The following is an 18126-nucleotide window of genomic DNA, read 5'->3' on the forward strand; positions in this document are numbered from 1 at the left end:
CGGCAAGGCTACTCAGCCGCACGTTGGATCCCGGTTGGCAGCACTTGACGAACCCCACCCCACCCAGTCGGCGAACTCGCGCCGTACAGGCGCCGAGTCGGCGTGAACTCGCGCCGTATCCGGGCCGAGTCGGCGTGAACTCGCGCCGTACAGGCGCCGAGTCGGCGTGAACTCGCGACGTAGGGGCGCCGAGTCGGCGCTCAGACGTGGCCGGGGGTGTCCACGTCGCGCCCGGTGGCCAGGTCGGCGCACTCCACGAGGCTCACCTCGCGGGCGGCCAGGTACTCCCGTGCCCCGCGGTCCCCGGTGGCGCTGGACGCGATGCCGGCCCAGTGCGCACGGCCGAGGAGCACCGGGTGCCCGGGCACGCCGGCGTACGACGCGCGCCGCAGGGTCGTGGGCCCAGGAGCCGGCCCCGCGGCGAGCAGGCGGGCGACGACCTCGGGCCCGACGTCGGGCAGGTCCACGAGGGAGACGAGGGCGACGTCCTCTGCGGACCCCAGCGAGGCGAGGCCGGCGCGCAGGGAGGCGCCCATCCCCTCGGCCCAGTCGTGGGCGAGCACCACGTCGACGTCCTCACCGGCCTCGTCCAGCAGGGCGCGGGCGTCGGCGGCGGATGCGCCGAGCACCACCGTGAGGCCGGCGCATCCCCCCAGGCGCAGCGCCGCGAGGCTGCGCAGCAGCCACGACGTACCGTCCGCGTCGCGCACGAGCGCCTTGGGAGTCCCCATCCGACGTCCGGCTCCGGCTGCGAGGAGTAGTCCGGTGGTCACCGGCCAAGCCTCACACACCCCAGCCGCCTCAGCGTGGCCGGGAATCCACGGCGTTGGGTTTACACAACATTTCGTTCTGTTTTTCCGACGATATGTGTTGACGGCCTAATGTTCCTCCACCTAAGTTCGACGTGTGACAGGGCGTAGGCGCAAGGACGCGAGACCGATCCACAACCGCGTGGCGGTGCTGCGCGCAGAGCGGGCCCTCTCGCGGGCCGCACTGGCCGAGCGAGTCGGCGTCAACCCGCAGACGATCGGCGCCCTCGAACGCGGGGACCACTCCCCCAGCCTTCACCTGGCGATGAGTATCTGCGAGGTGTTCGGCGTACCGATCGAGGCGGTCTTCAGCCGGGAGCCGTTCCCGTCGATCACCGCGGGCTACCGGACCCAGAGCCCCCAGAACTCTCAGGAGGACCCGACATGACCAAGCAGACGCTGACCCCGACCCGTCGCCATTCCCTGGCCCCCACGACCGCTCTGGTCGGCACGGCCGCCTGGCTGGTGTTCGTCGCCCTCATCGCGGCCCAGCAGCAGCCCTACGGCTGGGCGGGGGGCGCCACTCTCCTGGTGCTGGGCGGTTGCTGGTTGGGCTGCCGCAAGCTGATCGGTGACATCGCCGAGCGCCGAGTCGACGAGGTGGACGAGTACGAGCTCGCCCAACGCAACCTGGCCCGCAACGCCGGCTACGCCGTGGCGCTGGGCTCGCTGACCGTGCTGTACCCGCTCGCCGCGACCGCCGACCGGCTGGCCGAGCGCGGGCGGCCCGAGCTGCTCGCCCAGCTCGGGCCGCTCGTTCTGGCGGCGCTGCTGCTCACCGCCGCGACGCCGACGTTCCTGCTCGCCTGGCGAACGCGCCTCCAGGCCGCGGAGCTGGACGAGCACGGCCTCTGAGCCGAGCGGCCGACGCGACCTCACGCCGACTCGACCGCCCTACGACGCGAGCTCACGCCGACTCGCCCCCCGTGCGACGCGAGCTCACGCCGACTCGACCGCCGTACGACGCGAGCTCGCGCCGACTCGTCAGCCGACCTTGTCCCAGCCTCGGCGGGGTCGGTGGCTGCCGAGCTGGTCGTCGCGGCTGCGGTAGACGATGTAGGGCCGGGTCAGGTAGCCCACCGGGGCGCTGAAGACGTGCACCAGCCGGGTGAAGGGCCACAGCGCGAACAGCATGAACGCGGTCAGCGCGTGCAGCTGGAAGCCGATCGGCGCCTCGGCCATCAGTGCGGCGTCGGGCGTGAACGCCAGGAAGGAGCGGTACCAGACCGACACCCCCTCCCGGTAGTTGTACTCCCCGCCCAGGGTGAAGATCGAGCCCGCGATGGTGTTCCACATCCCGAGGAAGATCACCACCCCGAGGAAGGCGTACATGACCTTGTCCATCCGCGTGGTCGCCGAGAACACCGGCCCCACGGTGCGCCGGCGGTAGATCAGGATGACCATCCCGACCGTGGCCGCGATGCCGGCGACGAGGCCACCGCCGACCGCCAGATAGTGGTAGAGGTGGTCGTCGATACCGACCGCCTCGGTCCACGAGCGCGGGATCAGCAGGCCGATCACGTGACCGCCGACGACGCCGAGCATCCCGAAGTGGAACAGCGGCGAGCCCAGGCGCAGCATCCGGTCCTCGTAGAGCTGGGAGGACCGGGTGGTCCAGCCGAACTTGTCGTAGCGGTAGCGCCAGAAGTGGCCGACCACGAAGGTCGCCAGGCACAGGTAGGGAAAGACCACCCACAGGAACTGGTCCATGTCAGGCTCCTCGTCGGGTCGGCAGGGAGGGCATCGGCAGGTCCACGACCCCGCCGGTCGGCGGGGGCATCCGTCGGCCCCCCATCCGGTCACTCAGCGCCGCGTCGAACTGCGGCGTTCCGTACGGCGTGAGGCCGACCTCCTCCTCGGGAGGCCCCTCGGCGGCGAGCCGGCGCACGGCCTCGCGCTCCTCGCCCTCCAGGGGCGGCAGCGTCGCCGACACCGCCTCCATCACCTCGGCCCAGGGCGAGCCCAGGTCGCTCAGCGCGATCCGCAGCAGCTCCAGGCCGGCGCGGTGGTCGAGCATCAGCTGGCGGCCCTGCTCCTGGTCCACGCACGCGGCGTACTCGAGCACCACGCACAGGTGGTCGGGCAGCTCGGAGTCGTCGAGCTCGACGCCCGAGGCCTGGTAGGCCTGCTTGAAGCGCAGCAGCGCCATCCCCCGCTTGCGGGTGTCCCCGTGCGCGAAGTAGGTGAGGAACAGGTTGCAGCGTCGCCGCGAGTCGAAGGTCTCCACATAGTCCTGCTGCAGCTGGCGCAGGTCGGTGGCGTCGCGGTGGGCCAGGAACCGGGCCAGCGGCTCCCCGACGCTCGCCGGCAGGTGCGGCACCGCCCGGCGTACGACGTCGAGGTCCTGCTCGTCGCCGGGGTAGTCCAGCAGCAGCGAGGCCGACTGCCAGGCCAGCGTCAGCTCCTCGGAGGTCAGCTCGCGGCGTCCCGCCCGTGGGCGGGGCCGCAGCCGGGTCCTCATCGCGCCCCGCCCTCACTGTCCGGCTTGGGCGGGAACAGCCCCGTGGGCGCCCCCTTGCCGTCCCAGTTGAGCAGGTTGACCCGGGCGCTCTTGTTGTCCGGCGCGGCGAACGAGTCGGCGGTCTGGCGATCGCGCAGCATCTGGAAGTTCTCCACCGCGATCGGCGTGGGCGCCCCCGACCCCTCCCCGAACGGACCCGAGCCGCCCATCCCCGGCCCGCCGTCGTAGTCCAGCGAGCACTCGGTGGCCAGCTCCTCCAGCGAGTGCGCCTGCTCGGCGTGCGCCGCCGGGATGACGTAGCGCTCGTCGTACTTCGCGATCGCCAGGAGGCGGTACATGTCGTACATCTCCTCCTCGCTCATCCCGACCGCGGCCGGGATCGCCGCGTTCGGCTCGCGGCCCATGTTGATGTCGCGCATGTAGGAGCGCATCGCCGCGAGCTTCTTCAACACGCGGTCGACCGGCGCCACGTCACCGGCGGTGAAGAGCTCGGCGAGGTACTCGATCGGGATCCGCAGGGCGTCGATGGCCGCGAACAGGTTGCCGGTGTCCTCGGCGTCCTCGCCGGTCTCCTTGACCACGTCGATGACCGGCGAGAGCGGCGGGATGTACCAGACCATCGGCATCGTCCGGTACTCCGGGTGCAGCGGCAGCGCCACCTTGAAGGTGTTGATCAGCGCGTGGATCGGCGAGCGCTGGGCGGCGTCGATCCAGTCGCGCGGGATGCCCTCGCGCTCGGCGGCCCGGATCACCTCGGGGTCGTTGGGGTCGAGCAGCACCGAGCGCTGTGCCTCGTAGAGCTCGTGGTCGTCCTCGACCGAGGCCGCCTCCAGCACGCGGTCGGCGTCGTAGAGCACCAGGCCGATGTAGCGCAGCCGGCCCACGCAGGTCTCCGAGCACACCGTCGGCAGGCCGACCTCGATGCGCGGGAAGCAGAACGTGCACTTCTCGGCCTTGCCGGTGCGGTGGTTGAAGTAGATCTTCTTGTAGGGGCAGCCCGACACGCACATCCGCCAGCCGCGGCACTTGTCCTGGTCGACGAGCACGATGCCGTCCTCGGAGCGCTTGTAGATCGCCCCGCTCGGGCACGACGCCGCGCACGACGGGTTGAGGCAGTGCTCGCAGATCCGTGGCAGGTAGAACATGAAGGTCTGCTCGAACTCGAACTTCACCTTGTCGGCGATCTTCGCCAGCATCGGGTCGTGCTTCTCGGTGGCCTTGGAGCCGCCGAGGTTGTCGTCCCAGTTCGAGGACCACTCGATCTTCATGTTCTTGCCGGTGAGCAGCGACTTGGGCCGCGCCACCGGGGTGTGCTCCTGCGCCGGGGCGTCGGTGAGCGTGGCGTAGTCGTAGGTCCAGGGCTCGTAGTAGTCCTGGATCGAGGGCATCTTGGGGTTGGAGAAGATCGTGGCGAGCTTCTTCATCCGGCCGCCGGCCTTGAGCTTGAGCCGGCCGCGCTTGTTGAGCTCCCAGCCGCCCTTCCACTCCTCCTGGTCCTCGTAGGTGCGGGGGTAGCCCTGGCCGGGTCGGGTCTCGACGTTGTTGAACCAGACGTACTCGGTGCCGGCGCGGTTGGTCCACGCCTGCTTGCAGGTGACCGAGCAGGTGTGGCACCCGATGCACTTGTCGAGGTTCATCACCATCGCCATCTGCGCCATGACCTTCATCAGTAGGTCACCTCCTGCGAGCGCTTGCGGATGACGGTGACCTCGTCGCGCTGGTTGCCCGTGGGGCCGAGGTAGTTGAAGGCGAACGCCAGCTGGGCGTACCCGCCGATCAGGTGGCTGGGCTTGACCAGGATCCGGGTCAGCGAGTTGTGGATGCCGCCGCGCTTGCCCGACGTCTCCGCGAGCGGTACGTCGATCAGCCGGTCCTGTGCGTGGTGCATGTAGACGGTGCCCTCCGGCATCCGGTGCGAGACGATCGCCCGCGCGACGACGACGCCGTTGCGGTTCACCGCCTCGATCCAGTCGTTGTCCTCGACGCCGACCTTCTCGGCGTCCTTGTCGCTCATCCAGATCGTCTGCCCGCCCCGCGAGAGGGAGAGCATGAACAGGTTGTCCTGGTACTCGGAGTGGATCGACCACTTGTTGTGCGGGGTCAGGTAGCGCACGGTCACGCTGAGCTGGCCGTGCGACTCCCCCATCTCGCCGATGGCGGGCTCGCTGAACAGCGCCCCCATGTTCAGCGGCGGCCGGTAGACCGGCAGCGACTCGCCCAGCTCGGTCATCCAGTCGTGGTCGAGGTAGAAGTGCTGACGCCCGGTGAGCGTGTGCCAGGGCTTGAGCCGCTCCACGTTGATGGTGAACGGCGAGTAGCGCCGCCCGCCGGTCTCCGAGCCCGACCACTCCGGCGAGGTGATCACCGGCACCGGCGCCGCCTGGGTGTCGGCGAAGGTGATCTGCTTGCCCTCGTGCTCGGCCGCCAGGTCGTGCAGCAGCGTGCCGGTGCGCTTCTCCAGGGTCTTGAACCCCTGGGTGGCGAGGTGGCCGTTGGTGGTGCCCGACAGCGCGAGGATCGCCTCGCAGGCGTGCACGTCGCGCTTGAGCGACGGGCGCCCGTCGGCCGGGCCGCCACGCACGGTGCCGTTCTTGTGCTTGAGGTACTCGATGGACTTGGTGACGTCGTAGGTGACGCCCTTGGTCGTCGTGCCGAGCTTGTCCAGCAGCGGCCCGAGCGCCTTCATCTGCGCGCCGATCGCGGCGTAGTCGCGCTCCACCTCGACGATCTTGGGCATCGTCACGCCCGGCACCGGCTCGCACTCGCCGTGCTTCCAGTCCGCCACCACGCCGTGCGGGTTGGCCATCGCGTCCGGGGTGTCGTGCAGCAGCGGCACCGCCACGACGTCCTTGCGGGTGCCCAGGTGGGTGGCCGCGAGCTCGCTGAACTTGTCGGCGATCACCTGCCAGGCGTCCCAGTCGGTGCGGGTCTGCCACGGCGGCGCGATCGCCGGGTTGAACGAGTGGATGAAGGGGTGCATGTCGGTGGTGTTGAGGTCGTGCTTCTCGTACCACGTCGCGGCCGGCAGCACGACGTCGGAGAAGATCGTCGTGCTGGTCTGGCGGAAGTCGAGGGTCAGCAGCAGGTCGAGCTTGCCCTCGGGGGCCTCCTCGTGCCAGTCCACCTCGGTGGGCCGCTGGCTCGGCGCCGCCTCGGTGGCGCGCAGCGAGTTGTCGGTGCCGAGCAGGTGCTTGAGGAAGTACTCGTTGCCCTTGCCCGAGGAGCCGAGCAGGTTGGCGCGCCAGATCGACAGGATCCGCGGGAAGTTCTCCGGGGAGTCGGGGTCCTCCGCGGCGAAGCGCAGCTCGCCGCTCTTGAGCTGCTCGACCACGTGCTCGGCCACCGGCCGGCCGGCGGCGGCGGCCTCCGCGGAGACCTCGATCGGGTTGCGGTTGAACGTCGGGTAGGACGGCATCCAGCCCATCCGCGCGCTCTTCGCGATCACGTCGGCGGTGCTCATCCCGGCCAGCTTCCCGCTGCCGGTCTTCGCCGAGAGCACGTCGGCGGCGAAGTGGTCGTAGCGGAACTGGTTGGTGTGCAGGTACCAGTACGCGGTGTGGATCATCTGCCGCGGCGGGCGCATCCAGTCCAGCCCGAACGCCAGCTGCGCCCAGCCGGTGACCGGACGGCACTTCTCCTGCCCGACGTAGTGGGCCCAGCCGCCGCCGTTGACGCCCTGGCAGCCGGTCAGCGTGGTCAGCGCGAGGAAGCCGCGGTAGATCGTGTCGGAGTGGAACCAGTGGTTGGTGCCGGCGCCCATCAGGATCATCGAGCGACCCTTGGACTCCTCGGCGTTCTGCGCGAACTCCCGCGCGATCCGGGCCGCGGCCGAGGCCGAGACGCCGGTGACGGTCTCCTGCCAGGCCGGGGTGTACGGCGCGCTGGCGTCGTCGTAGGACGTCGCGTAGTCGCCGGCCAGCCCCTCACGCCCGACGCCGAACTGGGCCAGCATCAGGTCGAAGACCGTGGTGACCAGCCGGCCGGCCACGCGCCGTACCGGCACCGCGCGGGTCAGCGAGCCCGGCGTGCCGTCGACGTTGTCGAAGCGGGGCAGCTCGGCCAGCACCGTCTCGGCGCCGGGCTCGAGCAGGCTCAGCTGCGGGTCGACGTCGCCGAGCTCGAGGTTCCAGTGTCCGGCTCCGCTCTCGCCGAAGCGGTGCCCCAGCGACCCGCCGGGGACCACCGGCTGCCCGGTGCGGGCGTCGACGAGCACGGTCTTGAAGTGGGCGTTCTCCTCGCCGGCGTGCTCGGGCAGGTCCGAGGCGGTGAGGAACTTGCCGGGGCGGAACACGCCGGCGCCCTCTCCGGCGACCTCGTCGAGGGCGACCAGGTAGGGCAGGTCGGTGTACTTCTTCGTGTACTCGGTGAAGTACGGCGTCTGCCGGTCGACGAAGAACTCCTTGAGGATCACGTGCGCCATCGACATCGCCAGGGCGCCGTCGGTGCCGGGCGCGATCGCGAGCCACTCGTCGGCGAACTTCACGTTGTCGGCGTAGTCGGGGGCCACCACGACGACCTTCTGGCCGCGGTAGCGCGCCTCGGTCATCCAGTGCGCGTCGGGGGTGCGGGTGACCGGGACGTTGGAGCCCCACATGATCAGGTAGCCGGCGTCCCACCAGTCGCCGGACTCCGGCACGTCGGTCTGGTCGCCGAAGACCTGCGGCGAGGCCACCGGCAGGTCGGCGTACCAGTCGTAGAACGACAGCATCGAGCCGCCGATCATCGAGGTGAAGCGGGCGCCCGAGGCGTGCGAGACCATCGACATCGCGGGGATCGGCGAGAAGCCGGCCACGCGGTCGGGGCCCCACTTGCGGATCGTGTGCACGTAGGCGGCCGCCACCATCTCGGTGGCCTCCTCCCAGCTCGCCCGGACCAGGCCGCCCTTGCCGCGGGCCGACTTGTAGGCCTTCGCGCGCTGGGGGTTGTCGACGATGTGCGCCCACGCCTTGACCGGGTCGCCGCCGTGCTGGGACTTGGCCTCGCGGTACATCTGCTGGAGCACGCCGCGCACGTAGGGGTAGCGCACCCGGGTCGGCGAGTAGGTGTACCAGGAGAACGCCGCGCCACGGGGGCATCCGCGCGGCTCGTACTCCGGCGAGTCCGGGCCGACCGACGGGTAGTCGGTCTGCTGGGTCTCCCAGGTGATGATCCCGTCCTTGACGTAGACCTTCCACGAGCAGGAGCCGGTGCAGTTGACCCCGTGCGTGGAGCGGACGACCTTGTCGTGGCTCCAGCGGTCGCGGTAGAAGTCGTCGGCCCCCCGCCCACCCGTGCGGTGCAGGGTGCGCAGATCCGCGCTGACCTTGGCCTTGGTGAAGAACCGCCGGCTGCGCACCATGGCGTCGGAGAACCCGCCGTCCATTCCCGCCTGCTTGCTCCGCTTTCCCTCGGGCTGGACCTCAGTGCTCACGTTTCTCTCCCCTTGCGTGCGGGCCTTTGGGGGCCCTTCTGCCAGCCTGAATAGGGACCCTATCCTGGCCAGAACGGGCCGAATGTCCCTATATCCACGGAGCTGAGTACCCCGATGCTTAGCGACGTCCGCTTTACCTTGCCGACCCCCATGCAAGCAGACCGGAGAATCCAGTGTCAGCCCCACCCGTCTCACAAGCACCAACTGCAACAGCTCCGGCGCCCGTCCCCCCGGGCGCCGGTCGCGTGCTGAGCCTCTCCACGATCGCGTTCACCCTGATGTTCGCGGCCTGGATGATGTTCGGCATCCTCGGTATCCCGATCCGCGACGAGTTCGGTCTCTCCGACGTCCAGCTCTCGTGGCTCTCCGCCGTGGCGATCCTCAACGGCTCGCTGTGGCGGCTGCCCGCCGGCATCGCCGCCGACCGCTTCGGCGGCCGGGTCGTGTTCATCGGCCTGCTGCTGGCCACCGCGCTCTTCTCCTACCTGGTCGCCCAGGCCGGCAGCTACGGGATGCTCCTGCTGCTCGCCTTCGCGGTCGGTTTCGCCGGCAACGCCTTCACCGCCGGCATCGCCTGGAACTCGGCGTGGTTCCCGCGCCAGCGCCAGGGTTTCGCGCTCGGCGTCTTCGGCGCCGGCAACGTGGGCGCCTCGGTCACCAAGTTCATCGGCCCGGTGCTGATCACCGCCACCGCCGGCGGCACCTACTTCGGCTTCGTCGAGGGCGGCTGGCGGTTGATCCCGGTCATCTACGCCGTGCTGCTGCTGGTCATCGCGGTGGCGCTGTGGGTGGGCACCCCCCGCCAGGACCGCAAGCCCGGTGCCGGTCGCCCGATCCGCGAGCAGCTCGTGCCGCTCAAGCAGCTGCGGGTGTGGCGCTTCAGCCTCTACTACGTCGCCGTCTTCGGTGCGTACGTCGCGCTGTCCTCGTGGCTGCCGAAGTACTACGTCGACAACTTCGACATCTCGCTGACCAAGGCCGCGCTGCTCACCGCGACGTTCATCTTCCCGGCCAGCCTGCTGCGCCCGCTGGGCGGCTGGTTCTCCGACAAGCTCGGCGCGCGCCGGGTGATGTACTGGACCTTCGCGATCATGCTGGTCTCGACGTTCCTGCTGATGATGCCCAACGGCCACGTGGTCGTGGAGGTCTCCGAGAAGACCGACCCCTCCGGCATCGCCGAGGTGCTGCCCTACTCGATCGGCCTGTGGCCCTTCGTCGGGCTCGTCTTCCTGCTCGGCTGCTCGATGGGCATCGGCAAGGCCGCGGTCTACAAGCACATCCCCGAGTACTTCCCCGGCGAGGTCGGCTCCGTCGGCGGCCTGGTCGGGATGCTGGGCGCGCTGGGTGGGTTCTTCCTCCCGCCGCTGTTCGCCTACACCACGTCGTGGACCGGCCTGCCGTCCGCCACGTTCTTCGTCCTCTTCCTGCTCACTCTGGTCTGTGCGATCTGGATGCACTGGACCGTGGTGCACATGCTGCACAACGAGTCCCCTGAGTTGGCAGGTCACTTCGAGAAGCCCAATGCCATGGAGGCACGAGCCTGATGACCACTTCCCCCCCGTCCGCCCCCGACGCCGCTCGCAGCGGCAAGGAATGGCTGCAGGCCTGGGACCCGGAGAACGAGGAGACCTGGGACAAGGCGCTCGCCTGGCGGACCCTGTCGATCACCACGTTCACCCTCACCCTCGCCTTCGCCTCCTGGTTCATCGCCAGCGCGCTGGCCCCGAAGCTGAGCAACCTCGGCTTCGACCTGACCAAGGACCAGCTCTACTGGCTGGTCGCGCTGCCCGGTCTCTCCGCCGGTCTGCTGCGGCTGACCTGGATGGTCCTGCCGCCGATGCTCGGCACCCGCAAGCTCGTCACGCTGACCACCCTGTTGCTGCTGCTGCCGCTCGTCGGCTGGGCGATCGCGGTGCAGAACCCGGACACGTCGTACACGACGCTGCTGATCCTGTCGTTCATGTCCGGCATCGGCGGCGGTGCGTTCTCCGGCTTCATGCCGAGCACCTCGTACTTCTTCCCGCGCCGGATGCAGGGCACCGCGCTCGGCCTGCAGGCCGGCATCGGCAACTTCGGTGTCTCCCTGGTCCAGTTCGTGACGCCGTGGATCATCGGCTTCTCGATGGTCGGCTTCCTCGGCTCCTCGCAGCTCGAGAGCGTGCCCGGGAAGGCCTCGCAGGAGGTCTGGTACCAGAACGCCACCTACGTCTACGTGCCGTTCGTCCTGATCGGCGCGTTCCTGGCCTGGACGATGCTCAAGAGCGTCCCGATCAAGGCCAACGTGCGCCAGCAGTTCGACATCTTCAAGAACCAGGACACCTGGTGGATGACGCTGCTCTACATCATGACCTTCGGCACCTTCGCCGGCCTGTCGGGACAGTTCGGCCTGATGATCAAGAACCTGTACGGCGCCGGCAACACCGAGATCGCCACGATCCTCTCCGACGGCACCACCCAGATGCTCATCGAGGGCTACTCGATCCCGGACCCGGTGAAGTTCGCGTTCCTCGGCCCGCTGGTCGGCGCCGGCGCCCGGGTGCTGTTCAGCCCGCTCACCGACAAGCTCGGTGGCGCCAAGTGGACCCTGGTGAGCGGCATCGGCATCCTCGCCTCGATCATCTACACGAGCATGCACCTCACCCCCGACACCAGCTCGGCGGCCGCGCTCGACGCGGACTTCGACAGGTTCCTCTACGGGATGCTCGCGATCTTCCTGTTCACCGGCATCGGCAACGCCTCGACGTTCAAGCAGATGCCGATGATCTTCGAGCGCCGCCAGGCCGGCGGAGTGATCGGCTGGACCGCGGCGATCGCCGCCTTCGGGCCGTTCTTCTTCGGCATCGGCCTGACGATCATGGCGCCCGAGACCTTCTACTACATCGGCGCCGCCTTCGCGACGATGTGCATCGCGGTCACCTGGATGCGCTACGCACGCCCGGGGGCACCCAAGCCCTCCTGAGCGCACAGTGCTTCGCGCTGGCGCGAAGCAGCTGAGACGAGCCGCTGGCTGGACCGGTCACCCCGGATCCGGCCGGCGGCTCGCGTCGTTCCCGGGGTTTTACTACTGTGGGATCCGTGGAAAACGTCTCGTGGTCCCCGGCGGATCGCCCCGCCGGCTTCGGGCCCCGGCTGGGCACCTCGCGCCCCCTGTCCCCGGCGCGGGCCGCGATCCTGGCCAAGCTGCACGACCAGCCGGACCCCACCACCCAGGCCGCGATCGTGGCCGCCACCGGCCTGCACCCCAACACCGTGCGCGAGCACCTCGACGGGCTGGTCCGCCGCGGGCTGGTCCGTCGCACCCGGGCGCGACCGTCGGGGCGGGGCCGGCCGGCCTGGCTCTACGAGTCGGTCGCCGAGGACCCCGCACGCTCGGAGTACGCCGGGCTCGCCTCCGCGCTGGCCGTCACCATCGCGCGCCACAGCCCGGCCCCGCAGCGCGACGCCGCCGAGGCCGGCGAGAGCTGGGGCCGCCAGCTGGCCCGCGACCGCGGAGCCTCGCCGGTGCCCGCCGAGCAGGCCCGTGCGCAGGTCGTCGAGCTCCTCGACGACCTCGGCTTCGACCCCTCCCCCGAGGAGGGGCGCCCCGAGCACGTCCGGCTCACCCGCTGCCCGCTGCTCGAGGTCGCCTACCGGCAGCCCGAGGTGGTGTGCTCGGTCCACCTGGGCCTGGTCCGCGGCGTGCTGGCGGAGTACGGCGCCAGCGCGGAGGGCAGCGCGCTGGAGCCGTTCGCCGAGCCCGGGGCCTGTCGCCTCGTCGTACCGCCCGTGCCGGGGCCGGACGCCGGCTGAGACTCCCGGGCCCCCCGGGACGCCAACAGGGCCCCGGTCCGAAGACCAGGGCCCTGCTGGTGGTGCTGTGCGGGAGGAGCTGGACTCAGAAGACTCCCTGAATGGGACTTCTTCCTCCTCCGCTCGTACCTCGCTGCGGACTCAGAAGTCCATACCACCCATGCCGCCGGACGGGTCGCCGCCCATGGGCGCCGACTTCTCCGGCTTGTCGGCCACGACGGCCTCGGTGGTGAGGAACAGCGCAGCGATCGACGCGGCGTTCAGCAGCGCGGAGCGCGTCACCTTGGCCGGGTCGATGATGCCCTCGGCGATCATGTCGACGTACTCGCCGTTGGCCGCGTTCAGACCGTGACCGGCGGTCAGGTTGCGCACCTTCTCCGCCACGACGCCGCCCTCGAGGCCGGCGTTGATCGCGATCTGCTTGAGCGGGGCCTCGGTGGCCTTCAGCACGATGTTCGCGCCGGTGGCCTCGTCACCCTCGAGCTCGAGCTTCGGGAACACGATCGCGGCAGCCTGGACCAGCGCGACGCCACCACCGGCGACGATGCCCTCCTCGACGGCGGCCTTCGCGTTGCGAACGGCGTCCTCGATGCGGTGCTTGCGCTCCTTGAGCTCGACCTCGGTGGCCGCGCCGACCTTGATCACCGCGACACCGCCGGCCAGCTTGGCCAGGCGCTCCTGCAGCTTCTCGCGGTCGTAGTCGGAGTCCGACTTCTCGATCTCGGCGCGAATCTGGTTGACCCGGCCCTCGATCTGGCCGGCGTCGCCGGCGCCCTCGACGATCGTGGTCTCGTCCTTGGTGATGACGACCTTGCGGGCCTGACCGAGGAGCTCGATGCCGGCCGACTCGAGCTTGAGGCCGACCTCCTCGGAGATGACCTGGCCACCGGTCAGGATCGCGATGTCCTGCAGCATGGCCTTGCGGCGGTCGCCGAAGCCCGGAGCCTTGACGGCGACGGACTTGAACGTGCCACGAATCTTGTTGACGACCAGCGTGGACAGAGCCTCGCCGTCGACGTCCTCGGCGATGATGACCAGCGGCTTGCCGGACTGCATGACCTTCTCGAGCAGCGGCAGCAGGTCCTTGACGTTCGAGACCTTCGAGTTGGCGATCAGGATGTAGGGGTCCTCCAGGACCGTCTCCATCCGCTCGGGGTCGGTGACGAAGTACGCCGAGATGTAGCCCTTGTCGAAGCGCATGCCCTCGGTGAGCTCGAGGTCGAGCCCGAAGGTGTTCGACTCCTCGACGGTGATGACGCCTTCCTTGCCGACCTTGTCCATCGCCTCGGCGATGATCTCGCCGACCGTGGTGTCAGCAGCGGAGATCGAGGCCGTGGAGGCGATCTGCTCCTTGGTCTCGACGTCCTTCGCCATGCTCAGCAGCTGGGCGGAGACCGCCTCGACAGCCTGCTCGATGCCGCGCTTGAGGCCCATCGGGTTCGCACCCGCGGCCACGTTGCGCAGACCCTCGCGGACCATGGCCTGAGCCAGCACGGTCGCGGTCGTCGTGCCGTCACCGGCGACGTCGTCGGTCTTCTTGGCAACTTCCTTGACCAGCTCTGCGCCGATCTTCTCGTACGGGTCCTCGAGCTCGATCTCCTTGGCGATGGACACACCATCGTTGGTGATCGTGGGGGCGCCCCACTTCTTCTCGAGAACGACGTTGCGGCCCTTGGGACCGAGAGTGACCTTGACGGCGTCGGCGAGCGTGTTCATGCCACGCTCGAGGCCGCGCCGGGCCTCCTCGTTGAAAGCAATCAGCTTTGCCATGTCTCCTGCGATTCCTTCACGCTAGAGAGTGTCGGACCGGGTCGTTGCCCGCGACGGACGATCTGGCCGTACCGGCGAACCCTTCCCGCCGACGCTGCAGACCTCAACTCACCGGTCCGGTGTCTGTCACTCTCATCACGAGAGTGCCAACGTCATGTTTAGCACTCGAGCAAGGCGAGTGCAAAGCCCTCAGGGCAACGAGGCGGCCGCCAGGGCCGCGAACGCCTCCGCGTTGTCGGGCACGACGTCGAGGTAGAGGCCGGGTTCGATCAGCTCCAGCTCGCTGAGGACCGGCCGGCCGGCGTAGGACATCAGGTCGACCCGGCCGTAGCGCAGCTCGCGGCCGAGCCTGCGCCCGGCCGCGGCGAGCGCCGCCTGCGCGGCTGCGGCCAGCTCCGGGACCAGCGGGACCGGGCGCGACGAGCCGCCGTACGCCTCGTGCACCCGGATCTCGTCCCCGCCCGGCAGCTTGTCGACCTGGGAGACCGCGCGGCCGTCGAGCACGAAGACCGAGCTCTCACCGCGGCTGCGCACCGACTCGACCAGCGGCTGCACGATCCACGGGCCGGCGCTGAGACCGGCGAGCCTCGGGTCGTCGGCGCTGTCGGCCACCACCACCCCGACGCCACCGGCTCCGGTGCGCGCCTTGACCACCACCGTGCCGTGCTCCTCGATCGCGGCCTGCAGCCCCGGGCGCAGGTGGGAATCGTCGAGCAGCGCGGTGGGCACGACCGGGACGTCGTCGGCGAGCTCGGCGAGGTAGGCCTTGTCGGCGTTCCACGCGAAGACGTCCGCGCCGTTGAGCAGTCTCGTGCGCTGCTCCACGCCCCGGGCCCAGGCCAGGAACTCCGGCAGCCGCCGGTGGTAGTCCCAGGTGGACCGCACCGCCACCAGGTCAGCCGCCGCCCAGTCGATCGTCGTGTCGTCCCAACAGACCCAGCGCGCCGCCATCCCCCGGGCGGCCAGCGCCGCCACCAGCAGCTGGCCCTGCGGCTCGCCGTCGGGCAGCAGCGGGAACGTCACCAGCAGTACGTCGGGCACCGGGCCAGCCTAGGCGCCGTCCGGGCCCCCGTTGCGGATCCCTCAGCAGCCGCCGGCCACCGCCGGGATCACCGAGATCTGGGTCCCGTCCGGGGTCGGCGTGGCCAGGTCGTCGAGGAAGCGGACGTCCTCGTTGCCGACGTAGACGTTCACGAAACGGCGCAGCTGGCCCGCGTCGTCGAGGATCCGCGCGCGGATCCCGGCGTAGCTGCTCTCCAGGTCGTCGAGCACCTCGCCCAGGGTGCCGCCCTGGGCGCTGACCTCGGACTCCCCTCCGGTGTAGGTGCGCAGGATCGTGGGGATGCGGACGGAAACGCCCATGTGCTGCTCCTCTGGTGCGGGCGGACGGTGCTGGCGGACGGTGCTGGGTGGGCTGCGGCGCCGGCTCAGGCGATGCCGGTGGCCGAGAACGCGGCGTACGACGCAGCGATGGTGGCCGCCGGACCCACCTGGTCGGAGATCGCGTCGAGGGTCTTGAGCCCCATGCCGGTGTTGATCACGACCGTCTCCAGTGTGGGGTCCAGCTGGCCGGTGTCCACCAGCTTCTTCAGCACCGCGACCGTGGTGCCGCCGGCGGTCTCGGTGAAGATGCCCTCGTTGCGGGCCAGCAGCAGGATGCCCTCGCGCACCTCGTCGTCGCTGACGTCCTCGACCGCGCCACCGGTGCGCCGGCAGATGTCGAGCACGTAGGGACCGTCGGCGGGGTTGCCGATCGCCAGGGACTTCGCGATCGTGTCGGGGCGCACCGGGCGCACCACGTTCTTGCCGTCCTTGAACGCCACCGACACCGGCGAGCACCCGGTGGCCTGGGCGCCGTAGATCTTGTAGGGCTTCTCCTCGACCAGGCCGAGCGCGATCAGCTCCTGGAAGGCCTTGTCGACCTTGGTGAGCTGGGAGCCGGAGGCGACCGGGATGACGACCTGGTCGGGCAGGCGCCAGCCGAGCTGCTCGGCGATCTCGTAGCCCAGGGTCTTGGAGCCCTCGGCGTAGTAGGGCCGCACGTTGACGTTGACGAACGCCCAGCCCTCCTCCTCCCCCGCGATCTCGGAGGCCAGCCGGTTGACGTCGTCGTAGTTGCCCTCGACGGCGACCAGCGCGTCGGTGTAGACCGCGGAGTTGACCTGCTTGGGCTTCTCCAGGTCCGAGGGGATGAAGACCACGGTCTTGATCCCGGCCCGGGCACCGGCAGCGGCCACCGCGTTGGCGAGGTTGCCGGTCGAGGGACAGGCGAAGACCTTGCTGTGGAACTCGCGCGCCGCGGACAGTGCGCAGGCCACGACCCGGTCCTTGAAGGAGTTCGTCGGGTTCGTCGAGTCGTCCTTGACCCACAGGTTGTCGATGCCGAGCTGGCGCCCGAGGTTGTGGGCCTTGAGCAGCCGGGTGAACCCGGGCTCCATGTTCGGGCTCTCCTCGATGTCCGCGGGCACCGGCAGCAGCGCCTTGTAGCGCCAGATGTTGCGCGGCCCCGCCTCGATCTCGGCGCGGGTCACGGCGGGGAAGTCGTAGGCGATCTCGAGGGGGCCGAAGCACTCGGGACAGGCGTAGTGCGGGCCGAGGGCGATCGCGTGACCGCACTCGCGGCAGGCAAGGCCGGTGGCGTTGCCGAACGCGCCCTCGCGCAGGACAGGTGTGCCGGACGGTGCGGCCTCGGTTCGGACCGACGTGTCAACAGCGCTCATGAGTGACCTCCTCCTCATCTTCCCCGCGACGTACCTCGCCGTGGGCGGAATTAGCACCGTTTCCACGACTGCCGAAGCAGGGAGAACGTGGCGGTTGCCGGGACTTCACTGGGCCGTTCCCTCAGTCCCTCTCGATGAGCTGCCGCGAGCCTACGGCCGCCGTCTCACGATGTGCACATCGTGACCAACATGCGAGATGGGTGGTGGGTGCTGGCGGGACCACGAGTTAACTCGTGAAACCCGCACTTCCCACATGTTGCAACGTGTGGGATGTACGGGTTTCGTGTGGCCAGTACGGCGCAGCCGGGCGACGGGCCGCGCGCGCCGTCGGCGTTGCGCTACACCGCTCCGGATCGGACTTTCCGCTACTCGCCGCGACCGTGCAGGAGGCGGTCGTCGAGCTCGCGCCGCCGGCATCGATCGGCGAACCGCGCCCCGGCAGCCTCGTCCTGCGCGAGCGCGGCGTACTCATCTGGGGTGAGCCGGTAGTGCACCTCGAACTCGACGCCCCCGTTGCTCACCGGGATGGAGAGGTAGGGCTCGCCGGTGGTCGCGACAACACCGAGGGAGAAGCCTCCGCTGCGGGAGACGTGGATGTCGCGGTAGGGCCGCGGTAGGGCAGGTCGTGCGGCGGGCCGCTGTCCGGGCCGCGTAAACGGGGACACGATGATCCCCAAGACGAGGGCAAGGATCGTGAGCACCGCGGAGAACAGCACCGCCCAGCCGGCCCGCCATTGACCGAATGCGAACGCGAAGGTCGCGACGACGAAGACGACCACTGCCACCAGCGCCAGGCCGGCCAGCAGGTAGGTGGCGATCAACCTTCCTGACACCCGGCGCGGCGCGGCTGCCTCCCTCACCTGCATGTCCCGTCCCACCCTTGAGCACGCTTTGAGCGGAGTCGGGTTGCCGGGGAAGGCTGGTCGCTGGGCACGGGGTCCATCCTGCCAGTCCTGTGGCCCTGAGGGGCGGAGCTTCCGTGACCGGACCGCGACGAGAGGGGACGCGGACGGAGCCTGCGCGGGTGGGACCGGTGAGGCTGGATCGCCGGCTGGGGCGGCCGGTGTCGGCGGAACCACGAGTTAACTCGGGCGGTCTCCAGGTCCTAGTGCAACACCGGGGTTTCGTACGGTCTGCCCAGTATCTCGTTGAGGGCCTCGGCTGGTG

15 protein-coding genes and 1 riboswitch are annotated in these 18126 nt (G+C 69.8%); of the genes, 5 read left to right on the forward strand and 10 right to left on the reverse strand.

Going from position 1 to position 18126, the window contains the following annotated elements; translation table 11 throughout:
- Positions 1–200: 200 nt before the first annotated feature.
- The gene (locus tag AC6EH9_RS16050) at positions 201–773 is read right to left on the reverse strand and encodes a nucleotidyltransferase family protein (protein WP_498424485.1); all 573 of its coding nucleotides are present in this window, start codon (positions 771–773) and stop codon (positions 201–203) included.
- A 133-nt stretch (positions 774–906) separates the two neighbouring features.
- Between AC6EH9_RS16050 and AC6EH9_RS16055 the strand changes: the two genes are divergently transcribed.
- Positions 907–1197: a helix-turn-helix transcriptional regulator gene (locus tag AC6EH9_RS16055; RefSeq protein WP_498424487.1), complete on the forward strand. Its 291-nt coding sequence runs from the start codon at positions 907–909 to the stop codon at positions 1195–1197.
- Positions 1194–1664 carry a hypothetical protein gene (locus AC6EH9_RS16060; RefSeq protein ID WP_498424489.1) on the forward strand — a complete coding sequence of 157 codons (471 nt, stop codon included), beginning with the start codon at positions 1194–1196 and terminating at the stop codon, positions 1662–1664. The genes AC6EH9_RS16055 and AC6EH9_RS16060 overlap by 4 nt, the downstream gene beginning before the upstream one ends.
- A 129-nt stretch (positions 1665–1793) precedes the next feature.
- Here AC6EH9_RS16060 and narI read toward each other — a convergent pair whose 3' ends face one another.
- From narI to AC6EH9_RS16080, 4 genes are read right to left on the reverse strand one after another with little or no spacing between them, the layout of a single operon-like run.
- Positions 1794–2519, reverse strand: a complete 726-nt coding sequence (narI, locus tag AC6EH9_RS16065; protein WP_498424490.1) for a respiratory nitrate reductase subunit gamma — start codon at positions 2517–2519, stop codon at positions 1794–1796.
- A 1-nt stretch (position 2520) separates the two neighbouring features.
- Positions 2521–3270, reverse strand: coding sequence for a nitrate reductase molybdenum cofactor assembly chaperone (gene narJ / locus AC6EH9_RS16070; RefSeq protein ID WP_498424492.1), 750 nt, complete (start codon positions 3268–3270; stop codon positions 2521–2523).
- On the reverse strand, positions 3267–4937 hold the full coding sequence (gene narH, locus AC6EH9_RS16075; RefSeq protein WP_498424494.1) for a nitrate reductase subunit beta: 1671 nt from the start codon (positions 4935–4937) through the stop codon (positions 3267–3269). Before narH ends, narJ begins: the two co-directional genes overlap by 4 nt.
- Positions 4937–8632: a nitrate reductase subunit alpha gene (locus AC6EH9_RS16080; RefSeq protein ID WP_498424506.1), complete on the reverse strand. Its 3696-nt coding sequence runs from the start codon at positions 8630–8632 to the stop codon at positions 4937–4939. Before AC6EH9_RS16080 ends, narH begins: the two co-directional genes overlap by 1 nt.
- A 293-nt stretch (positions 8633–8925) precedes the next feature.
- On the opposite strand from AC6EH9_RS16080, the gene AC6EH9_RS16085 reads away from it, so the two are divergent.
- The 3 genes from AC6EH9_RS16085 to AC6EH9_RS16095 all read left to right on the forward strand — a co-directional run bounded on the left by AC6EH9_RS16085 (position 8926) and on the right by AC6EH9_RS16095 (position 12469).
- Positions 8926–10224 carry an MFS transporter gene (locus tag AC6EH9_RS16085; protein WP_498424495.1) on the forward strand — a complete coding sequence of 433 codons (1299 nt, stop codon included), beginning with the start codon at positions 8926–8928 and terminating at the stop codon, positions 10222–10224.
- Positions 10224–11639: an MFS transporter gene (locus AC6EH9_RS16090; RefSeq protein WP_498424496.1), complete on the forward strand. Its 1416-nt coding sequence runs from the start codon at positions 10224–10226 to the stop codon at positions 11637–11639. The genes AC6EH9_RS16085 and AC6EH9_RS16090 overlap by 1 nt, the downstream gene beginning before the upstream one ends.
- Before the next feature lie 116 nt (positions 11640–11755).
- Entirely contained in the window at positions 11756–12469 is a 714-nt protein-coding gene (locus tag AC6EH9_RS16095; protein WP_498424497.1) for a helix-turn-helix transcriptional regulator, read from the forward strand.
- A gap of 141 nt (positions 12470–12610) precedes the next feature.
- Here the strand turns inward: AC6EH9_RS16095 and groL are convergent, their stop codons facing one another.
- From groL to AC6EH9_RS16120, 5 genes are all read right to left on the reverse strand, one after another.
- A complete protein-coding gene (groL, locus tag AC6EH9_RS16100) occupies positions 12611–14239 on the reverse strand; it encodes a chaperonin GroEL (RefSeq protein WP_498424498.1) in 1629 nt (542 codons plus the stop codon).
- A gap of 189 nt (positions 14240–14428) precedes the next feature.
- On the reverse strand, positions 14429–15280 hold the full coding sequence (locus AC6EH9_RS16105) for an ATP-grasp domain-containing protein (protein ID WP_498424499.1): 852 nt from the start codon (positions 15278–15280) through the stop codon (positions 14429–14431).
- A 42-nt stretch (positions 15281–15322) separates the two neighbouring features.
- Positions 15323–15601 (reverse strand): MoaD/ThiS family protein, encoded by a 279-nt coding sequence (locus tag AC6EH9_RS16110; RefSeq protein ID WP_498424500.1) that lies wholly within the window; start codon positions 15599–15601, stop codon positions 15323–15325.
- A 65-nt stretch (positions 15602–15666) separates the two neighbouring features.
- On the reverse strand, positions 15667–16959 hold the full coding sequence (gene thrC / locus AC6EH9_RS16115) for a threonine synthase (RefSeq protein WP_498424501.1): 1293 nt from the start codon (positions 16957–16959) through the stop codon (positions 15667–15669).
- An 11-nt stretch (positions 16960–16970) separates the two neighbouring features.
- Positions 16971–17100, reverse strand: a riboswitch (SAM riboswitch).
- A 224-nt stretch (positions 17101–17324) separates the two neighbouring features.
- Complete coding sequence (locus AC6EH9_RS16120; RefSeq protein ID WP_498424502.1) at positions 17325–17780, reverse strand: hypothetical protein; 456 nt, start codon at positions 17778–17780, stop codon at positions 17325–17327.
- Between the last annotated feature and the right edge of the window lie 346 nt (positions 17781–18126).

Source organism: Nocardioides sp. Z21_20, assembly GCF_059766585.1.